Source organism: Bradyrhizobium sp. AUGA SZCCT0176 (genome assembly GCF_018130145.1).
Lineage (GTDB): Bacteria > Pseudomonadota > Alphaproteobacteria > Rhizobiales > Xanthobacteraceae > Bradyrhizobium.
In genome coordinates this window covers 599,418-615,545 of the sequence record NZ_JAFCMB010000003.1, presented here as the reverse complement: position 1 = coordinate 615,545, position 16,128 = coordinate 599,418, and the positions used below count along the sequence as shown (strand labels likewise).

The following is a 16,128-nucleotide window of genomic DNA, read 5'->3' as shown; positions in this document are numbered from 1 at the left end:
TTTGGCCGCAAACCATTGAATTGCTTGTGATCCGCGGTCGAATACAACGCAGGTCTAACAAGCCTTCGCTTGATTGACAGAACCGCCACCCGATATCAGGATACGGATCAGCAAGAGAGGCCTTTGCGGATGAGCCCTGAAGGCAAGAAGACGGCACCACCGAAGGCGACAACGAAGCCCGCGCGCCGCAAAGGCGCAGGCGTGGGCGACAATTCGTCCGGTGAAGGCTATCTGGACGGCCAGCTGCTGATCGCCATGCCGGTCATGGGCGATCCGCGCTTCGAGCGCTCGGTCATTTACATGTGCGCCCATTCGTCCGAGGGGGCGATGGGCATCATCGTCAACCGTCCGGCCGGCAGCATCGATTTCCCGGGGCTCCTGGTGCAGCTCGATATCATCAAGACATCGGACCAGATCACGCTGCCGGAAAACGCCGAGACCATGAAGGTGCTCAAGGGAGGTCCGGTCGATACCGGCCGCGGCTTCGTGCTGCATTCCAGCGACTTCTTCATCAAGGATGCCACGCTCAATATCGACGACGGCATCTGCCTGACCGCGACCGTCGATATCCTGAAAGCGATCGCCAAGGGCTCGGGACCCAAGCACGCGATCCTGGCGCTGGGCTATGCCGGCTGGGCGCCGGGGCAGCTCGAGGACGAAATCCAGCACAATGGCTGGCTGCATTGCGCCGCCGACGCGGACCTGATCTTCGGCGACGACGTCGACGAGAAATACCAGCGTGCGCTGCGCAAGATCGGCATCGATCTGGCGATGCTGTCGAACGAAGCCGGGCACGCGTAGACGCATCCACGGTGTCGTCCCGGCCTTGAGCCGGGACCCATAACCCCAAATATCTATTGTCGAGCGCGTTGGTTGCTCCAACGTGCTTTGTCTGCCGCCTTCATTTCACTATCGAGAGCACGGCGTATGGGTCCCGGCTCAAGGCCGGGACGACGATCATCTACTCCGCCGCCTGTTGCGCGCTTTCGGATGCGTGCCCTCCGCCGGCAGAGGTTGTTGCCCGTCCGAAAATCTGCCTCTATGGGATCGCGACGGCCCTTATTCGCCAGTCTGCGCGCCTTCGAAGCTGAGCCGGCTTCGCAGGGAACAGGTCTTCAGTACGCGGGAGTGACGAGATGGCTGGTTTGGTAATCACGGGTGGCCGGGTGGTGGATCCGGCCAGCGGCATGGACGCCATCGGCGATGTGGCGGTGTTCGATGGCAAGATCGCCGCCGTCGGCACCGGGCTTGGCAGCGCCGAGCGCACGATCGACGCTACGGGACTGGTGATCGCCCCCGGATTCATCGATTTGCACGCGCATGGCCAGTCGATCCCGGCCGACCGCATGCAGGCCTTCGACGGCGTCACGACGTCGCTCGACCTCGAGGCCGGAGTATTGCCGGTCGCATCCTGGTATCGGCGCCAGGCCGAGAAGGGACGCGTGCTGAACTACGGCGCCGCGGTCAACTGGGCATTCGCGCGCATTGGCGCGATGACTGGCTCCAACGCGGAAAGCTCGCTGGAGGCGTTCGGCAATGCGATGCGCGACCGCCGCTGGATCGACAACGTGGCCAGCGACACCGAAGTGGCAGGGATCCTCGAGCGAATCGCGGGCGGGCTGAGCGAGGGCGGCATCGGCATCGGCATCCTCAACGCCTATGCCCCGGGCGCCGGCGTGCAGGAGCTGACCGCCGTGTGCCAGCTGGCGGCGGCGCGCGAGGTGCCGACCTTCACCCACGTCGCCTACATGTCCCGCATCGATCCGGAGAGCGCTGCGGAAGCCTATATCCGCCTGATCGGCTATGCCGGGGCCACCGGCGCGCACATGCACATCTGCCATTTCAATTCTTCCAGCAAGACCGACATCGAGCGCTGTGTCGCGCTGGTCGCCAAGGCGCAGGCGCAGGGGCTGCCCATCACGGTCGAAGCCTATCCCTACGGTACCGGCTCGACGGTGCTGGCGGCGGCGTTCTTCAGCGACCCCGAATTCGAGGCGCGCAACGGCCTCGGCTATGATTCGGTGCAGCGGGTGACCGACGGGCATCGCTTCCGCGACCGGCAGGAACTGCTGGCGGCACAGGCCGCCGAACCTTCCACGCTGGTTCTGTGGCACGTTCTGGATATCGACAATAACGCGCATCATCGCGACCTCCTCGACATGGCGGTGCTCTATCCCGGCGGCGCGATCGCCTCCGACGCCATGCCCTGGACGCTGACGGACGGCCGCCCCTACACCGGCGCCGCCTGGCCGCTGCCCGACGACGCGACCTCGCATCCGCGCTCGGCGGGTTGCTTCACGCGCTTCATCCGAGAGTGGGTGCGCGAGCGCCGCAAAGTGTCGCTGCTCGAAGGCATCCGAAAATGCGCGCTGATCCCCGCGGAAATTCTTGGCGCCTCTACGCCGGCGATGCGCGCGAAAGGCAGGCTGCAGGCGGGTGCGGATGCCGACATCGTCGTGTTCGATTACGAAACGCTGAGCGACCGGGCGACGTTCTCGGCGATGAATCGCCCGTCGGAAGGCGTGCGTCATCTGGTGGTCAGCGGCCAGCCGCTGATATCAGACGGCGTGCTCGATGTGGCGGCGCGGCCCGGCCAGCCGGTGCGCCGGCCCGTTACCGGAGGCTGAGGTGCCGGTCCCGGTCGTGCTCGTGGCCGGCTTCCTCGGGGCGGGCAAGACCACGGTCGTGAACCATCTCTTGGCACATGCCGCGGGCAGGCGGATTGCCGCCGTCGTCAACGATTTCGGCGCGATCAATATCGATGCGGAGCTGATCACCGGCGCCGCCGACGGCGTGGTGAGTCTCAGCAATGGCTGCATCTGTTGCTCGCTCGAAGGCGATCTCTTGCGCACGCTGGCCGGCTTGTTGCGGCGTGATCCGCGGCCGGAATTCATCGTGATCGAAACCAGTGGCGTCGCCGATCCCCAGGACATCGTGCGCAACCTGATGGATCCGGTGATCTGGCGGGAAGCGCCGCTCGAAACGGTGCTGTGCGTCGTGGATGCCACAACTTCGGTCGCCAGGTTCGACGACGCCCTGCTGCGGTCCCAGATACGGGCGGCCGATGTGATCGCGCTGAGCAAGGTAGACCTCGTGGACGCGGTCAGCCACACGCCGGTCCGCGATGCGATCCGCGCGATACGTCCGGCTGCGGTGCTGGTCGATGCGCCGCATGGCGAGGTTCCGATGGCGCTCCTCTTCCCTTCGGATCCGGATCGAGCGCCGGTGCCACGCGAGCCGGGGCAGCGACGGCCAGCGACGGATCGCTTCGAGGCGTTGAGCTGGACGTCGGAACGGCCGCTGTCGTTGCCCCGCTTGCAGGCGGCGATCAATCGGCTCGCGCCGAAGCTGGCGCGGGCGAAGGGGCTGTTCGAATCCGTGGAGCAGCCCGGCAAGTTGATGTTGCTTCAGTTCGCCGGCGGACGCGCGACGCTGGCCCCTGGCGGGCCGCTGCCAGCGGGAATGCCGCGGACCCGGATGGTGTTCATTGCCGAGATCAGCGTCCTCTCGCGCGCGGAGGTCGATGGGATCATGGAGGGATGCGTCGAAGGCGCGCGCGCGTAGCCACACCCACGGTGTCGTCCCGGCCTTGAGCCGGGACCCATAACCCCAAATGTGTATTGTTGAGTGCGTTGGTCGCTCCAACGCGCTTGTGTCTGCCGCCTCGATTTCACTATCGAGGTCACGGCGTATGGGTCCCGGCCTTCGCCGGGACGACGACGAAGCTCTACTCCGCCGCCTGTTGCGCCACCGTCGGTGCCGTTCCCGCCACCGTGGCGCGGCGCATGTCGCGGGGCTGTGACTGGTCGTAGCGGCGCACGCGATGCATGGTCTGGCGGTTGTCCCACATCACGAGGTCATGCAGCGTCCATTTGTGGACGTAGACGAATTCGCCCTGCGTTGCGTGCTCGTTGAGGTCGCGCAGCAACAGCCGGGCCTCCGGCATGGTCATGCCCCTGATGGCGCCGGCATGTGACGAGAGGTACAGTGATTTGCGGCCGTGCACCGGATGGGTGCGCACCAGCCGCTGCAGCACCGGTTTGAACAATTGCTTCTCTTCATCGGTGTAGTCGAGAAAGCCGAGCGATCCCCGCGAATACATCAGCGAATGCTCGCAGATCATGTCCTCGATCTCGGCCTTGGTCTCGTCGTCGAGCGCGTCATAGGCCGCGCGCATGTCGGCGAATTCGGTGTTGCCGCCCTTCGGGTTCACCACCCGCGCCGACAGCAGCGAGAACTTCGCCGGAATCGGGCGGAACGATGAGTCGGAATGCCACAGGCAATTGCCAAGGTTGAACAGGTTGATGCGGCTGTCGCGCGGCAGCGGCTTGCCGTCCTTGCCGAGGTTGGAGACGTCGTTGAGCCCGGTCTGCAGCCGCGAATCCTCCGGCTTGACGACACTGCCGCCGCGCGGATTTTCCCGCTCGCCGAAATTCAGCGCGAACGCCATCTGCTGCTCGTCGGTAATGTTCTGGTCGCGGAACAGCAGCACGGCGTATTTGTCCATGCCGGCTTCGATATCGGCGGCCTCCTGCGGCGTCAGCGGCTTGCGCAGATCGACGCCGGAAACCTCGCCAAAAAAATGCTTCCCCAGCTGCCGGATCGTGACCGTCATGGCGTTTCTCCGTAAAGCGGCGGGCGTTTGTCCCGCTTCGTTTGGTAAAAAGCTACTCCCTGACGGGACCAAGTCAACGTTTCGGCTGCATGCCCGCTACGCGTTCCGCGCCATCAGGCCGCCGTCCACCGGAATAACCACGCCGGTCAGGTATGATGCGGCCGGCAGGCACAGGCTCAAGGTCATGTGGGCGACTTCCTCGGGATCGCCGTAGCGGCCGAGTGCGGTGCGGCGTTTGGCGAAGATGGTCTTGTGCTCCTCCGCAATCCGCTCGGTGATCCCGGTCCGGATCGGTCCCGGGCAGATGCAGTTCACCGTAATGCCCTCGCGGCCGAGTTCCACGGCAAGCGCGCGGGTCAGGCCGGTGACGCCGGCCTTGGCGGCTGCGTACGGACTGTTGGTGGCGGTGGCGCCGAGCGCTTCGGTGGAGGCGATGTTGACGATCCGCGGGCATTTTGATTGGCGCAAATGCGGCAACGCGGCACGAATGATGCGCGGATGCGCGGTCAGCATGACAGCCAGCGCCTTGGTCCAGGCCTCCTCATAGCCGTCCGCGTCGATCGGGGCGCGCAGCGACAGGCCGGCATTGTTGATCAGGATGTCGAGGCTGCCGAAATGCGCCGCGATGGCGCCGACGATTTTGATGATGTCATCGGCCTTGGCGACGTCGAGCGTCCAGGCCTTTGCGGTACCGCCTCTTTCTTTGATTTCATCGGCGACCGCCTGCGTGGCCTCGGCGTTGACATCAGTGACGGCAACATTGGCGCCTTCGGCGGCGAACACCAGCGCGGTGGCGCGGCCCATGCCGCTGGCGGCGCCGGTGACGAGAACGGTCAGGCCCTTGACCGAACGGCTGAGTTCTCTGAAATCTGACATGAAATGACTCGCGGAATTTGTGCGATGCGTTGCAGGATTGACAAGGCTGGCACCGATCCGCAGACAGGTCAAACCACAGCAACAGGGTGCAACAGTGGCCGATATTCCAGATCTGCAAATTCGCCGCCTGGAGATTTCGGATGCCGCCCTCTTCAGGGACATCCGTCTGGAGGCGTTGCAGAAAAACCCTGAAGCCTTCGGCAGCACCTTCGAGCGCGAAAACGCGCAGCCGCTATCGTGGTTCGAGGCGAGGCTTGGCGCTGCGGACATCTTTGGGGCGTTCCTCGATGGGACTCTCGCCGGAATGGCCGGATATTCCGCGCGGGAAAATTCGAAGCAGGCACACAAGGGGCTGCTTTGGACCATGTATGTCCGAGACACTGCCCGGAATGCGGGTGTTGGGCGTAAGCTTGTCGCGGCGGTGCTCGATCATGCGCGCGGACGCGTCGAGATGGTTCAGCTGGCGGTGGTAAGCGACAACGAAGCTGCGCATGGGCTGTATCGCGCCATGGGCTTTGTCGAATACGGTTATGAGAAGAAGGCGCTCAAGCACGAGGGGCGATATTACGACGAGGTTCTCATGGTCAACTTCCTCGATGAGAGCTCAAGCTAGAAAGGATGCAGGCGATGAACGAACTCGATTTCAGCGGCAAGCAGGTGCTGGTGGTCGGCGGTTCCAGCGGGATCGGCAACGGCATCGCGCAGGCATTCCGCGCCAAGGGCGCGCGCGTCGCGGTCTGCGGCACCCGCGCCAAAGCGGCGGATTACTTCGCCGGCGAAGGATCGGACCTTCAAGGTCTCGAATATGCGCAGCTCGACGTCAGCAACGCGCAGGCGATCGAGCAATTCAAGCCGTCGTTCGATGGGCTGGACGTGCTGGTGCTGGCGCAGGGCGCGGTGATCTACCGGCGCGGCGAATTCGAAATGGATGGCTTTCGCAAGGTGCTCGAGGTCAACCTGATGAGCCTGATGGCGTGCGCGACGAAATTTCACGCGATGCTGAGCGCCAGCAAGGGATCGCTGATCATCGTCAGTTCGACCGCGGCCTATCATTCGACCATGGGCAATCCCGCCTACAACGCCTCGAAGACCGGCGCGGTCGGCTTGACGCGCACGTTGGGCGAGGCATGGGCCGAGAACGGCATCCGCGTCAACGGCATCGCGCCGGGCCTGGTCGACACCAAGATGACCAAGGCGACGACGGCCAATCCGAAGCGGCTTGAAGGCGCGCTCGAACGCATTCCGCTGAAGCGTCTTGGCACCCCCGCCGACATGGCCGGCGCCGCCTTGTTCCTGGCGTCGCCGCTGGCGTCCTATGTCATCGGCCAGACCATTGTGGTCGATGGCGGGCTCATCCTCTGAATAGCGTTTTCGAGCGAAGTGGATACCGGTTCGCGTGAAGAAAACGCGTAAAACTAATGACGCAGGAACTTGCAAGCGTCTCGTCGGTTACTTCCTCTGAAAAAGGGAGTGATCGTGATGGACAAGGATCGAATTGCAGGTTCGGCCAAGGATTTCGCCGGCAAGGTCGAAGGCGCTGTCGGTAGTATGACGGGCGATGCCAAAACGCAGGCCGAAGGCCGCGCGCGCGAGGCTGCAGGCACCGTGCAGAATCTGTACGGCCAGGCCAAGGACGCCGCGCGCGACGCCACCGATGCCGCGGCCAACTACGCCAAGGATGCCGTGGATACCGTCAAGGACGCCTACGACAACAGCGGCGACACCCTTCGCGACGGCCAGAAGGCGATGGCGAAAACCGTGCAGGACAATCCGCTCGGCGCGCTCCTGGTCGCGGGCGGAATTGGATTTGCACTGGCGCTGTTGATGACCCGACAGCCGCGCCGCCCGCCGCCGTCGCGCTGGCGGTATTACGGCTAGGCCTAGCGCCGTCATTCCCCGGTGCGCAACTGCGCAACTGCGCACCTGAGGGCGATGCGAAAGCATCGAACCCGGAATCTCGCGCAACAACTTCTAGATTCCGGGTTCGCGCTGACGCGCGCCCCGGAATGACTCATGTCATCTTGTGAGCGCGCCTGCCGGGGCTTCTGCTGCTCGCCCGACGTTACCCGGCGGGCGCGGCACGCCCGGCGCGATGGGTCCAGGCGCGCGCGGCGGCGCTGGTGCAATCTGGCGCGGCGGCGCACCGAAGCCGCCGAAGAAATCGCGCAATGCCGGCTGTTCGGTCTGCGCGGGACGGAATTGCTTCTTCGGCGCAAGGGGTTTCGGCGGCGCGGCGGGCGGGACCGTACCGTCAGGTGCGGTGGCAGCGACCGGCGATTCACCCTTGGCCAAATCCTTGGCCAAGTCCTTGCCCTGATCTTTGGCCTGTTCGCGGCCGATTTCGCGGCGCGGCCAGGCGAAATCATCGGCGCGGCCGGCCGGCGCCGCCAGCGGTTCGCCCTTCACCAGCGTTCGCGCAGCAAGCGCATCGACCGCGGCGGGACGCGTGCCCGGTCCGCCGAGCAATTGATCGGTACCGACGGAAGAGGCCACCAGCGGCAAAATAGGTCCGGCCAGCGGCCGCGGCGCCGGTTGGCCCGGCACGGCATTGGCGTCGGGCGTCGCCGGTTCGACCGGCAGCGCGATCGGTCCGGAGCGGGAGGCCAAGAGGCGGGTGACTTCACGCTCGACATAATGCGCGAGCTTGCGCGCGCCGGGCTTGGTGAAATACACGCCGTCATAGGAACGCAGCTGGCGGATCTGGCCTTCGAAGTCGGGGCCCTTCTGCAGGAAGCGGCCGGCCTCGTCGACAAAGCCATCCCAGATATCGACATAGGTGATGCCGGCCTTGGCCGATGCGTCGCGATAGAGCGCATTGAGGAACAGCGAGTCGGACGTGCCTTTGACGCCGCGCACTGCTGGTAGCCCGACCCACAGCACCGGCACGCCCTTGGATTTCAGGATGCCGATCATCTCTTCGATTTTCTTGGCGTAGAGCTCGACCCAGCGCTCGTCGCGGAATTCGTAGAGCCCGCCCGCCGAGCGCGAACTCTTCTCGGGTGCTGCGACCTGCGGCGCATCGCTGTCGGCGTCGTCGGCCGCTTCGGCATCGGCCGGCTTGTCATCCGGCTTCGCGGCGGTCTCCGCCGAGCCATCCGGTTTCGCGCCGGGCTTGGCATCGGGCTTGGCTTCGGCCGGCTTGGCGGTCTTCTTGTCGTCTTTCTTCGACTTGTCGACCGCAAGCTCGCGTATCGCGACGCGGTCGTTGAGGCCGAGCATGACGACGATGGCGTCCGGCTTCTCGTTGGCGAGGATGCTGCGCGCGGCGGCAGCCCAATCTGACGGTTCGCCCTTGGGCTGATATTTGATCAGGCCGGATACGGTCCGATGCTTGCGGATCACGCCCATGTCGGGCTGTTCGGAGTAAGCGTCTTCCAGGCCGTAGGCGAGCCAGTCCGCCATGCCGTCGCCGAGTACCAGCACGTTCCGTTCGGGCGCGGTGTCGCGCTTGGCGGGCGCCGGCGCCCTGGAGAAATCCTGGCGCGGCGCTTGTTGCGGGGCCTGCTGCTGGAACGGCGTAAAGAAGTCGCCGCCGAACCAGCCGCCATTGTTGTTGCGCGGCGCCTGCCGCTGCTGCGGTTGCGGCGGACCGCCGAAGCCGCCGAAATTGAAGAACTGCGCGGACGCAGGTCCCGCGATCCCGATCAACAGCGCGATCGCCACCGCCACCGCAGTCAGCGGACCGGTTTCGGTGAACACGCGGAAAAAGGACTTTGGCTTTTGCATCCGGTTCGGTCGCAATGGGTTGTGAAGGCGCAGTTATAATAGCGGAATCAGGCCGCAAGCGGGCATATTCCTTGCCATAAATCGGGCAACGGCCAGCCCCGTCAAGGGCGGCACGAAAATGTGCTGTACGGGGTTACTTTTGGCGCCAAACCGGTTGGTTTTTCGTTTTGACGCGTTTTCTTGACGCGAACCGGTTTCCACTTCGCTCGAAAACGCTTTTTAGCGACCCCGCAGCCGCTCCAGCACGTCGGAGGAGGCGAATCCGTCGGCTGGGGCCCCGATCGAGGCCTGGAAGCCGCGCAGCGCCTCGCGGGTCGTGCCGCCGAACTGGCCGTCCGGGGTGCCTCGGTAGAAGCCGCGCTGGGCCAGGAGCTGCTGCAGTTCCAGCCGCTCGGCGCGCGACAGCACCCGTTCCTGCCGCGGCCAGGGCTGCACGAATGGCGCGCCGCCGCGCAGGCGGTCGGCGAAATGCCCGATCGCCAGCGCATAGGCCTCGGCCGGGTTGTATTTCATGATCACCCGGAAATTCTGCAGCATCAGGAAGCCCGGCCCGTCGGCGCCGGCCGGCGCCAGCAGATAGGCCTTGTCGGCTTGATTGCCGAAAGGCTTGCCGTCGGCGCGTCTGAGGCCCTGCTGTTCCCACTGCGCGATCGGCATCGCCTTGGCCTTGTCGGCCAGCATGAAGTTGAAACCCTTGGGCAGCACGACTTCGTAGCCCCAGGTCTGGCCGGTCTGCCAGCCGTCCTTCCTGAGGTTGTTGGCGGTCGAGGCGATCAGGTCGGCCACATTGTCGACGACGTCGCGGCGGCCGTCGCCGTCGGCATCGACGGCGTAGCGCTTGAAGGCGGTCGGCATGAACTGCGTCGGCCCGAACGCGCCGGCCCACGAGCCGCGCATCTGTTCGGGACGCAGATCGCCGCGGTTCAGGATCTCCAGCGCGGTCAGGAACTCGTCCTTGAAATAGCCCTGGCGGCGGCCGATGCAGGCCAGCGTCGCGGTCGAGTTGAGCACGTTGCGGTCGCCCATTTGCGTCGAGTAGTTCGATTCGATGCCCCAGATCGACGCGATGGCGTAGCGGTCGACCCCATAGGCTTTTTCCACCGCGTCGAATTGCGGTTTGTACTTGGCGAGGATCTCGCGGCCCTTCGCGAGCCGGTTTTCATTCACGAGGATGTCGAGATAGTCCCAGATCGCCTTGGTGAATTCGGGCTGTGAATCCATCAGGTCCATGATGCGCAGGTCGGGCGAAAGGCCCGCGGTGAAGCGCTCGAAATTCGCTTGCGTCACGTGTCGCCGTGCGGCATCGGGCCACATCGAAGCGACGCAGTTTGGAAAATTCGCCGCGGCCTGCCGGATCGCAGCTGCGGTCATCAACGGATGGCCCGAACCGCCGTCTTCGCCGCTCCAGGGTGGCGGTGCGGACGGCGCGGATGGTGCGCCTTCCGGGGCAGGTGCTGCCTGCGCCTGCGGCGAGGTGGCTGATTTCTGGCCGAAGATGTTGCCGAAGAAGTTCGAGACGCCGTTGTTGCCGGATGATTGGGCAAAAGCCTGGGTGCAAAAAACAGCATGCAGCAGCGTCACCGCAATGATGATCGCGGCGGTCCGGTAGGTCACCGCGGTTCCCGTCCAACGCATGTCGTCTCCGCCCTTCAACGTCCCCGTTTCACAAGGCCCTGTCACGGTTTCCAACAGCTTAACAAAGGCCGGAATTTGTTTCTCCCCCTTTTCCGCCGCAAGGGGGCGCGGCCGACTTGCCGCACCACACATCCGCCTTTGTTCCCGGCTGCAAACGGGCTACCAACTCCTAACACGCATACTCCTCACGCTTAAGGGACTACCGATATTCCCATGAAAATCCGCAAAGCCGTCTTCCCGGTCGCCGGCCTCGGCACCCGCGTCCTGCCCGCCACCAAGGCGATGCCGAAGGAAATGCTGACCATCGTCGACAAGCCGCTGATCCAGTACGTCTATGACGAGGCCAAGGAAGCCGGCATTGAGCATTTCATCTTCGTCACCGGGCGCAACAAGGGCGTGATCGAGGACCATTTCGACCGCATGTTCGAGCTCGACACCACGCTCGCCGCGCGCGGCAACAAGAAGGCCGAGCAGGAAATCCTGGCGCGCGACCAGCCCGCTGCCGGCGCCACCAGTTTCACCCGCCAGCAGGCGCCGCTGGGTCTTGGCCATGCGGTCTGGTGCGCGCGCGACATCGTCGGCGACGAACCGTTCGCCGTGGTGCTGCCGGACGAGCTGGTGCTGAACACGCCGGGCTGCCTCGCGCAGATGATCGAGGCCGCCAGCAAACTCGGTGAGAAATCCAACGTGCTCGCGGTCGAGGCGGTGCCCGAAGACATGACCCATCAATACGGCATCTGCGGCGTCGGCAAGCGCACCGGCAAGATGTTCGAGGTCGATGGCATGGTGGAGAAGCCGGCCAAAGGCACCGCGCCGTCAAACCTGTCGATCACCGGGCGCTACATCCTGCAGCCGGAGATCTTCAAGATTCTCGAGACGCAGGAGCGCGGCGCCGGCGGCGAGATCCAGCTCACCGATGCGATGCGAGCGCTCGCCAACACGCAAAAATTCTACGGCCTGGAGTTCGAGGGCGAGCGGCACGATTGCGGCTCCAAGCCCGGCTTCCTGCGCGCCAATATCGCCTACGGCATGGCCCGCGCCGATCTGCGCGACGGCCTGCGCGCGGAGATGAAGAAGTATCTGGAGAAGTGACTTCAAAAGCGCACGCGCTTTTGAAGTCATCCCGGGGCGCATCGAAGATGCGAACCTCAGATGTGCAATTGCACATCGGGGGATCTCGAGATTCCGGGTTCGATGCTGCGCATCGCCCCGGAATGACAGTGGTTGGATTGCTTCGCTCCCAATGAAGAGCGATCGGAGAGGGAAATGGCAAAAGCCGCGTTCGACAAGATCAAGGCCGGGCTCGAAGAGGCCAAAGCCTATCTCGATGGACCAGTAAAGAAGCGCGACTACGGAATTCATGTTCCGGCACAGAAGAAGTAGCGCCGTTTTCCCCTAAGCCACCATCGCCAATTGCGGAAGGTTGGCGACCACGGTCTGGTTGCGGCCATTGGCTTTGGCGGCATAGAGCGCCTTGTCGGCGGCCGCGATCAGGTCAGGCCAGTCCAGCCCCGCTGATGGCATCATGCTGGCGACGCCGATGCTGACGGTCGTGACTTCCGGCTCCTCCGACCAATGCGCGACCTTGTGCCGGATGTTTTCGGCGACCGCGAGCGCCTCAGTGACCGAGATCCCCGGCAACAGCACCGCGAATTCCTCGCCGCCGAACCGTGCCCCGCAATCGCCGGCGCGTCTGACCGAGTCGGAGATGCAGATCGCAATGCCGACCAGCACCTGGTCGCCGGCCTGGTGGCCATAATTGTCGTTGTAGGATTTGAAATGATCGGCATCGATCATCAATAGCGCGACCGGCGTCCTGCTGCGCACCGCGCGCCGCCACTCCATATCGATCTCGAGATCGAACTTGCGCCGGTTCTTCAGGCCGGTGAGCGCGTCGGTGGTGGCGAGTTCCTCGAGCTTGTCCTCGGCCTGGGCGCGGCGGCTGATCTCGCGCCCGAGGAAGAAGGTGGTGCCGAGCACGAACAGGATCAGCGCGGTCATGATGGCGCCGATCCGGATCACTTCCCGTTGCCAAAGCCGGAAGACGGCTTCGAGCGGTTTTCCGACCACGACATAGAGCGGACCGCTGCTGTCTCGCCGGACATAGAGCCGGGGTGTCGCATCGACAGGGCCTTGCCCGGCATATGACCCGCTGGGCTTCAGATTGTTCGCGTTCCAGCTTCGCACCGTCGCCAGGTTCTTGCCGATGATGTCGAGGTTGAACGGCTTGCGCATGATGATGGTGCGGTCGCGGCGCAGCACGGTGATCGTATCGTCGGGACTGAGGTTCAATCGGTCGAACAGCTCATGGAAGTAGCTGAACCGGATCGAACCTGCGGCCACGCCGAGAAAGCGGCCTTCGGCGTCGGCGATGCGCCGGCTCAGCACGATCGAATAGGCGCCGCGATGCAGCATCGGGCGGCTGACGAACAGGCCCTCGTCCGGATTGCTGCGATGGACCGCAAAATATTCCTCATCGGCGCGGTTCTCCGGCCGCGGGTCGAGCGAGGAAGCATCGATCCACAATCGCCCCGACGCGTCGAACACCTGGATCGCGCCGAAATGCTTGGCGGAGGCGGCGCGGTCGAACAGGATCAGATGGCGGATTTCCTTGCTGACGTCCTTGAGCTCCGGCATCACCAGATTGCTGGCGACCGCGCGCAGCGACTGGTCGTAGAGCTCGATATTGCGTCCGATGTCGGCGTCGATGCCGGCGGCGAGGTTTTCGAGCGTCTGGCGGGCCAGCTCTTCCTCGCCGCGCCGCATGTCGAGCATCACGTTGGCGCAGATCGCGGAGAAGCCGATCACGGTGGCCACGGAGGAGGCGATCAGCAACTTGGCCGACAGCCGCCAGGGCCGATGGGCCCGTTTTTTGGCCAAGTCTATGCGCCGTCCGAACAACATCGTCCGCTCCCAGCCATCCTCAATGCACCGGAAACCTTGTCGCGGCCTTAAATGGCGACAACGATGCGCCGATCGGTTAACGCTTGGTTGCCGGGATCGGCGGCATTGCGCAAAACGACGGGGATACGGGTGAACGATTACGATTTGCTGCGGGATTATCTGAAGAAGCAGAAGCTGCCCGAATTCGTGCTGACCTTCGAACAGATCGAGGAGATCATCGATGCCGCCCTGCCGCGCGCGGCGCACCGGGCCTCGTGGTGGGAAACCGAGCGCAGTCCGCAGGAGAAGATGCCGCAGCGCGAAGCCTGCCTCGAGGCCGGCTACATCGCGACAAGGCAGGCGGACGGCAAGAGCGTGAAGTTCAAGAAGATGAAGGTGAGGAGATAGGTTGGCCACGCGAACCATCCGGATAACCGAAGATGGCGAACATCTGTTCGCGCGCCCCTCTTTTTACGCCGAGTTCGCACCGCTGCAGGACCACAGCAAGTTTGTAGATTCAATCTACGTCCTGAAGGATCGGGGCGGCTGACGGCAGACCGCCTGACGTTTGCCTCTCCGCTCAGGGAACTCGCCTTCAGCTTTCGAGAAAGCGTCCCGGGATCAGGACATAGCGGCAAAGTGGTCGTGAACGAACCAAGCTTTGGTCATCGGAAGAAGGGCAGGGCGTTTTCCGGCTGGATCATCGGCATCAAGTTCAAGCCGAATTGGTCGGGTCCGTTGCGCACGGAGGACCCGACGATTGTCGCGTGCCAGCAGACCCTGGCGCGCGTCATCAGTACAAGTCCATCGTGTCTCGACATCCTGAATTCCCTGGACCAGGTCGTGTTTGCGCTTTCGCAACACGCGCCGCACGGCTCACTCATCAGTAGCGATTACTTTGAGACGTCACGCGACCGGGTTGGCAATCTTGCAAGCCACGTAGGCGGCTCGGTCAGGACGCTTCACCGGAGGATGAGAACAGCGACCGGTTTTCCGCCGAAGCGCTTCATGGCAATGCAGCGGTTCCGCCGCTCAGTCTATGAAATTGCGACCCGAGGTGCCGGGCTGTCAGCTATCGCCTTTAATCTCGGGTTTTCCGACCAGGCTCACCTGACCAGGGAGTTTCGGCGGCACGCCGGTGTTACGCCCGGTGCATTCAAGCAAGCATGGCGCGGGCGTCACGCGCGGGCTGTCCGATTTCTTCAAGACACAGGTCCGTCCAGCCGTCTAAGGATCGCGGTATGGCCCCTTGAGGCCACAACTAAAGCTCATTGAGCCGGTTCGCGTTCGCCATTGGCCGGCACGCGCATTCGTGCGCAACAGGCCCGATGGTGCCAAAGCTCAGTCGGCATTCCTGGCGCACAACGCCCGGCGCTTGTTCAAGCTTGCCTGAGAGGATCGCCCGATGCCCTGGACCATCGAACGCCAGCACCCGCATGTCGCTGTGGTGACCATGAACACCAACAAGGTCAACGCACAAAATCCGGCTTTCTTCGCCGATCTCCATGCAGCATTCGACCGTCTCGAAACCGAGTTCGGCGATTGCGCTGTGGTCCTGACCGGATCGGGTGCGGTTTTCACCGCCGGCCTCGACTTTGACCATCACTTTCCGTTATTCGCGCGCCGCTCGCTCAAGGAGATCGACGCCTGGTTCGACGCTTACCGGGCTACGAACCTGCGTCTGTTCACCTACCCACGGCCAACGGTGGCGGCAATCAACGGTCACGCCTACGCTGGTGGGTTGATTACTGCGCTTGATTGTGATCACCGCATAGCGGGCGAAGGTCCACTGCAATTCTCATTGAACGAGGTGCCAATCGGCATCCCGATGCCAGCCGTCTACTGCGAGATCATCAAACACGCCGTCGGTCCGCGCGCGGCATTCGAGTTGACGCTGTTCGGTCAAATCCATGATCTTGCGGCCGCGACTCGATTGGGCATTGTTCAGCAGACGGTCGCACCGGATCAGGTGCGGGATGCAGCCATCGCCTGGGCGGCGCTGGTGCCACCGGACTGCTATACTGCCTATGCCTTCTCGAAGCGCGCGCTTCAGGCGACCACCATGGCAGCAATCGACAATGCCGCTCGCCTTGATCGGGATTGGCTGTCGCGCGGCATGTCCGATCTCGGAAGCATCCGTGCTCACGCGCGACGCTACAAGGAACTGAAGGGCAAGGATATCACCTGGCCCTTGCCTGCCTAAGGGTGGCGACCACGACCGCGTAGGCCGCGTCAGCGCAGCGAGTCCGGCGGGCAAAGCTCAACGAGTGAAGCGGCTCGGGTATGGCAGAGACGTCAGTGATGGATCGCCACGGTGTACTGTATGCCACGGCGCTCGGCTCGCTGCCTCAAGCCGCTCTGACATCAACACCGGCGCGCGGCATACCCGGGAA

Annotated in this window: 15 protein-coding genes; 10 read left to right on the top strand and 5 right to left on the bottom strand. The window is 64.0% G+C overall.

Translation table 11 applies throughout. The features are described from left to right. Positions 1-129: 129 nt before the first annotated feature. The 3 genes from JQ600_RS11125 to JQ600_RS11115 all read left to right on the top strand — a co-directional run bounded on the left by JQ600_RS11125 (position 130) and on the right by JQ600_RS11115 (position 3,564). Complete coding sequence (locus JQ600_RS11125; RefSeq protein WP_212391961.1) at positions 130-801, top strand: YqgE/AlgH family protein; 672 nt, start codon at positions 130-132, stop codon at positions 799-801. 335 nt (positions 802-1,136) lie between these two features. Beyond that, complete coding sequence (locus JQ600_RS11120; RefSeq protein WP_212391963.1) at positions 1,137-2,627, top strand: amidohydrolase family protein; 1,491 nt, start codon at positions 1,137-1,139, stop codon at positions 2,625-2,627. Between the two features lies 1 nt (position 2,628). Continuing rightward, positions 2,629-3,564 (top strand): GTP-binding protein, encoded by a 936-nt coding sequence (locus JQ600_RS11115; RefSeq protein ID WP_212391965.1) that lies wholly within the window; start codon positions 2,629-2,631, stop codon positions 3,562-3,564. Positions 3,565-3,727: 163 nt separating this feature from the next. On the opposite strand, the gene JQ600_RS11110 is transcribed toward JQ600_RS11115, so the two are convergent. After that, positions 3,728-4,615 carry a TauD/TfdA family dioxygenase gene (locus JQ600_RS11110; RefSeq protein ID WP_212391967.1) on the bottom strand — a complete coding sequence of 296 codons (888 nt, stop codon included), beginning with the start codon at positions 4,613-4,615 and terminating at the stop codon, positions 3,728-3,730. 96 nt (positions 4,616-4,711) lie between these two features. Beyond that, the gene (locus tag JQ600_RS11105; protein ID WP_212391968.1) at positions 4,712-5,491 is read right to left on the bottom strand and encodes an SDR family NAD(P)-dependent oxidoreductase; all 780 of its coding nucleotides are present in this window, start codon (positions 5,489-5,491) and stop codon (positions 4,712-4,714) included. A 94-nt stretch (positions 5,492-5,585) separates the two neighbouring features. Here JQ600_RS11105 and JQ600_RS11100 point away from each other — a divergent pair, with 94 nt between their 5' ends. The 3 genes from JQ600_RS11100 to JQ600_RS11090 all read left to right on the top strand — a co-directional run bounded on the left by JQ600_RS11100 (position 5,586) and on the right by JQ600_RS11090 (position 7,369). Beyond that, positions 5,586-6,104 carry a GNAT family N-acetyltransferase gene (locus JQ600_RS11100; protein WP_312011152.1) on the top strand — a complete coding sequence of 173 codons (519 nt, stop codon included), beginning with the start codon at positions 5,586-5,588 and terminating at the stop codon, positions 6,102-6,104. Positions 6,105-6,118: 14 nt separating this feature from the next. Further along, positions 6,119-6,853 (top strand): SDR family NAD(P)-dependent oxidoreductase, encoded by a 735-nt coding sequence (locus JQ600_RS11095; protein ID WP_212208565.1) that lies wholly within the window; start codon positions 6,119-6,121, stop codon positions 6,851-6,853. 117 nt (positions 6,854-6,970) lie between these two features. Continuing rightward, positions 6,971-7,369 (top strand): CsbD family protein, encoded by a 399-nt coding sequence (locus JQ600_RS11090; protein WP_212391970.1) that lies wholly within the window; start codon positions 6,971-6,973, stop codon positions 7,367-7,369. Between the two features lie 138 nt (positions 7,370-7,507). Here JQ600_RS11090 and JQ600_RS11085 read toward each other — a convergent pair whose 3' ends face one another. Together JQ600_RS11085 and JQ600_RS11080 are read right to left on the bottom strand one after the other, a co-directional pair. Beyond that, a complete protein-coding gene (locus tag JQ600_RS11085) occupies positions 7,508-9,217 on the bottom strand; it encodes an SGNH family hydrolase (protein WP_212391971.1) in 1,710 nt (569 codons plus the stop codon). 219 nt (positions 9,218-9,436) lie between these two features. Continuing rightward, a complete protein-coding gene (locus tag JQ600_RS11080) occupies positions 9,437-10,852 on the bottom strand; it encodes a lytic murein transglycosylase (RefSeq protein ID WP_212489903.1) in 1,416 nt (471 codons plus the stop codon). 213 nt (positions 10,853-11,065) lie between these two features. Between JQ600_RS11080 and JQ600_RS11075 the strand changes: the two genes are divergently transcribed. Beyond that, the gene (locus JQ600_RS11075; RefSeq protein WP_212391973.1) at positions 11,066-11,944 is read left to right on the top strand and encodes a UTP--glucose-1-phosphate uridylyltransferase; all 879 of its coding nucleotides are present in this window, start codon (positions 11,066-11,068) and stop codon (positions 11,942-11,944) included. Between the two features lie 303 nt (positions 11,945-12,247). Here the strand turns inward: JQ600_RS11075 and JQ600_RS11070 are convergent, their stop codons facing one another. Next, a complete protein-coding gene (locus JQ600_RS11070) occupies positions 12,248-13,756 on the bottom strand; it encodes a diguanylate cyclase (protein WP_212265522.1) in 1,509 nt (502 codons plus the stop codon). Between the two features lie 129 nt (positions 13,757-13,885). On the opposite strand from JQ600_RS11070, the gene JQ600_RS11065 reads away from it, so the two are divergent. The 3 genes from JQ600_RS11065 to JQ600_RS11055 all read left to right on the top strand — a co-directional run bounded on the left by JQ600_RS11065 (position 13,886) and on the right by JQ600_RS11055 (position 15,938). Further along, positions 13,886-14,143, top strand: a complete 258-nt coding sequence (locus tag JQ600_RS11065) for a hypothetical protein (RefSeq protein WP_192736901.1) — start codon at positions 13,886-13,888, stop codon at positions 14,141-14,143. Between the two features lie 237 nt (positions 14,144-14,380). Continuing rightward, positions 14,381-15,010, top strand: a complete 630-nt coding sequence (locus JQ600_RS37235; RefSeq protein ID WP_212489902.1) for an AraC family transcriptional regulator — start codon at positions 14,381-14,383, stop codon at positions 15,008-15,010. 130 nt (positions 15,011-15,140) lie between these two features. Next, the gene (locus JQ600_RS11055; protein WP_212391975.1) at positions 15,141-15,938 is read left to right on the top strand and encodes an enoyl-CoA hydratase/isomerase family protein; all 798 of its coding nucleotides are present in this window, start codon (positions 15,141-15,143) and stop codon (positions 15,936-15,938) included. Positions 15,939-16,128: the final 190 nt, after the last annotated feature.

Excerpts from the sequence above, each read along its gene's own strand:
- JQ600_RS11125 (WP_212391961.1), top strand. The coding sequence starts at position 130 with ATGAGCCCTGAAGGCAAGAAGACGGCACCACCGAAGGCGACAACGAAG.
- JQ600_RS11120 (WP_212391963.1), top strand. The coding sequence starts at position 1,137 with ATGGCTGGTTTGGTAATCACGGGTGGCCGGGTGGTGGATCCGGCCAGC.
- JQ600_RS11110 (WP_212391967.1), bottom strand. The coding sequence starts at position 4,615 with ATGACGGTCACGATCCGGCAGCTGGGGAAGCATTTTTTTGGCGAGGTT.
- JQ600_RS11105 (WP_212391968.1), bottom strand. The coding sequence starts at position 5,491 with ATGTCAGATTTCAGAGAACTCAGCCGTTCGGTCAAGGGCCTGACCGTT.
- JQ600_RS11095 (WP_212208565.1), top strand. The coding sequence starts at position 6,119 with ATGAACGAACTCGATTTCAGCGGCAAGCAGGTGCTGGTGGTCGGCGGT.
- JQ600_RS11090 (WP_212391970.1), top strand. The coding sequence starts at position 6,971 with ATGGACAAGGATCGAATTGCAGGTTCGGCCAAGGATTTCGCCGGCAAG.
- JQ600_RS11085 (WP_212391971.1), bottom strand. The coding sequence starts at position 9,217 with ATGCAAAAGCCAAAGTCCTTTTTCCGCGTGTTCACCGAAACCGGTCCG.
- JQ600_RS11080 (WP_212489903.1), bottom strand. The coding sequence starts at position 10,852 with ATGCGTTGGACGGGAACCGCGGTGACCTACCGGACCGCCGCGATCATC.
- JQ600_RS11075 (WP_212391973.1), top strand. The coding sequence starts at position 11,066 with ATGAAAATCCGCAAAGCCGTCTTCCCGGTCGCCGGCCTCGGCACCCGC.
- JQ600_RS11070 (WP_212265522.1), bottom strand. The coding sequence starts at position 13,756 with ATGTTGTTCGGACGGCGCATAGACTTGGCCAAAAAACGGGCCCATCGG.
- JQ600_RS11055 (WP_212391975.1), top strand. The coding sequence starts at position 15,141 with ATGCCCTGGACCATCGAACGCCAGCACCCGCATGTCGCTGTGGTGACC.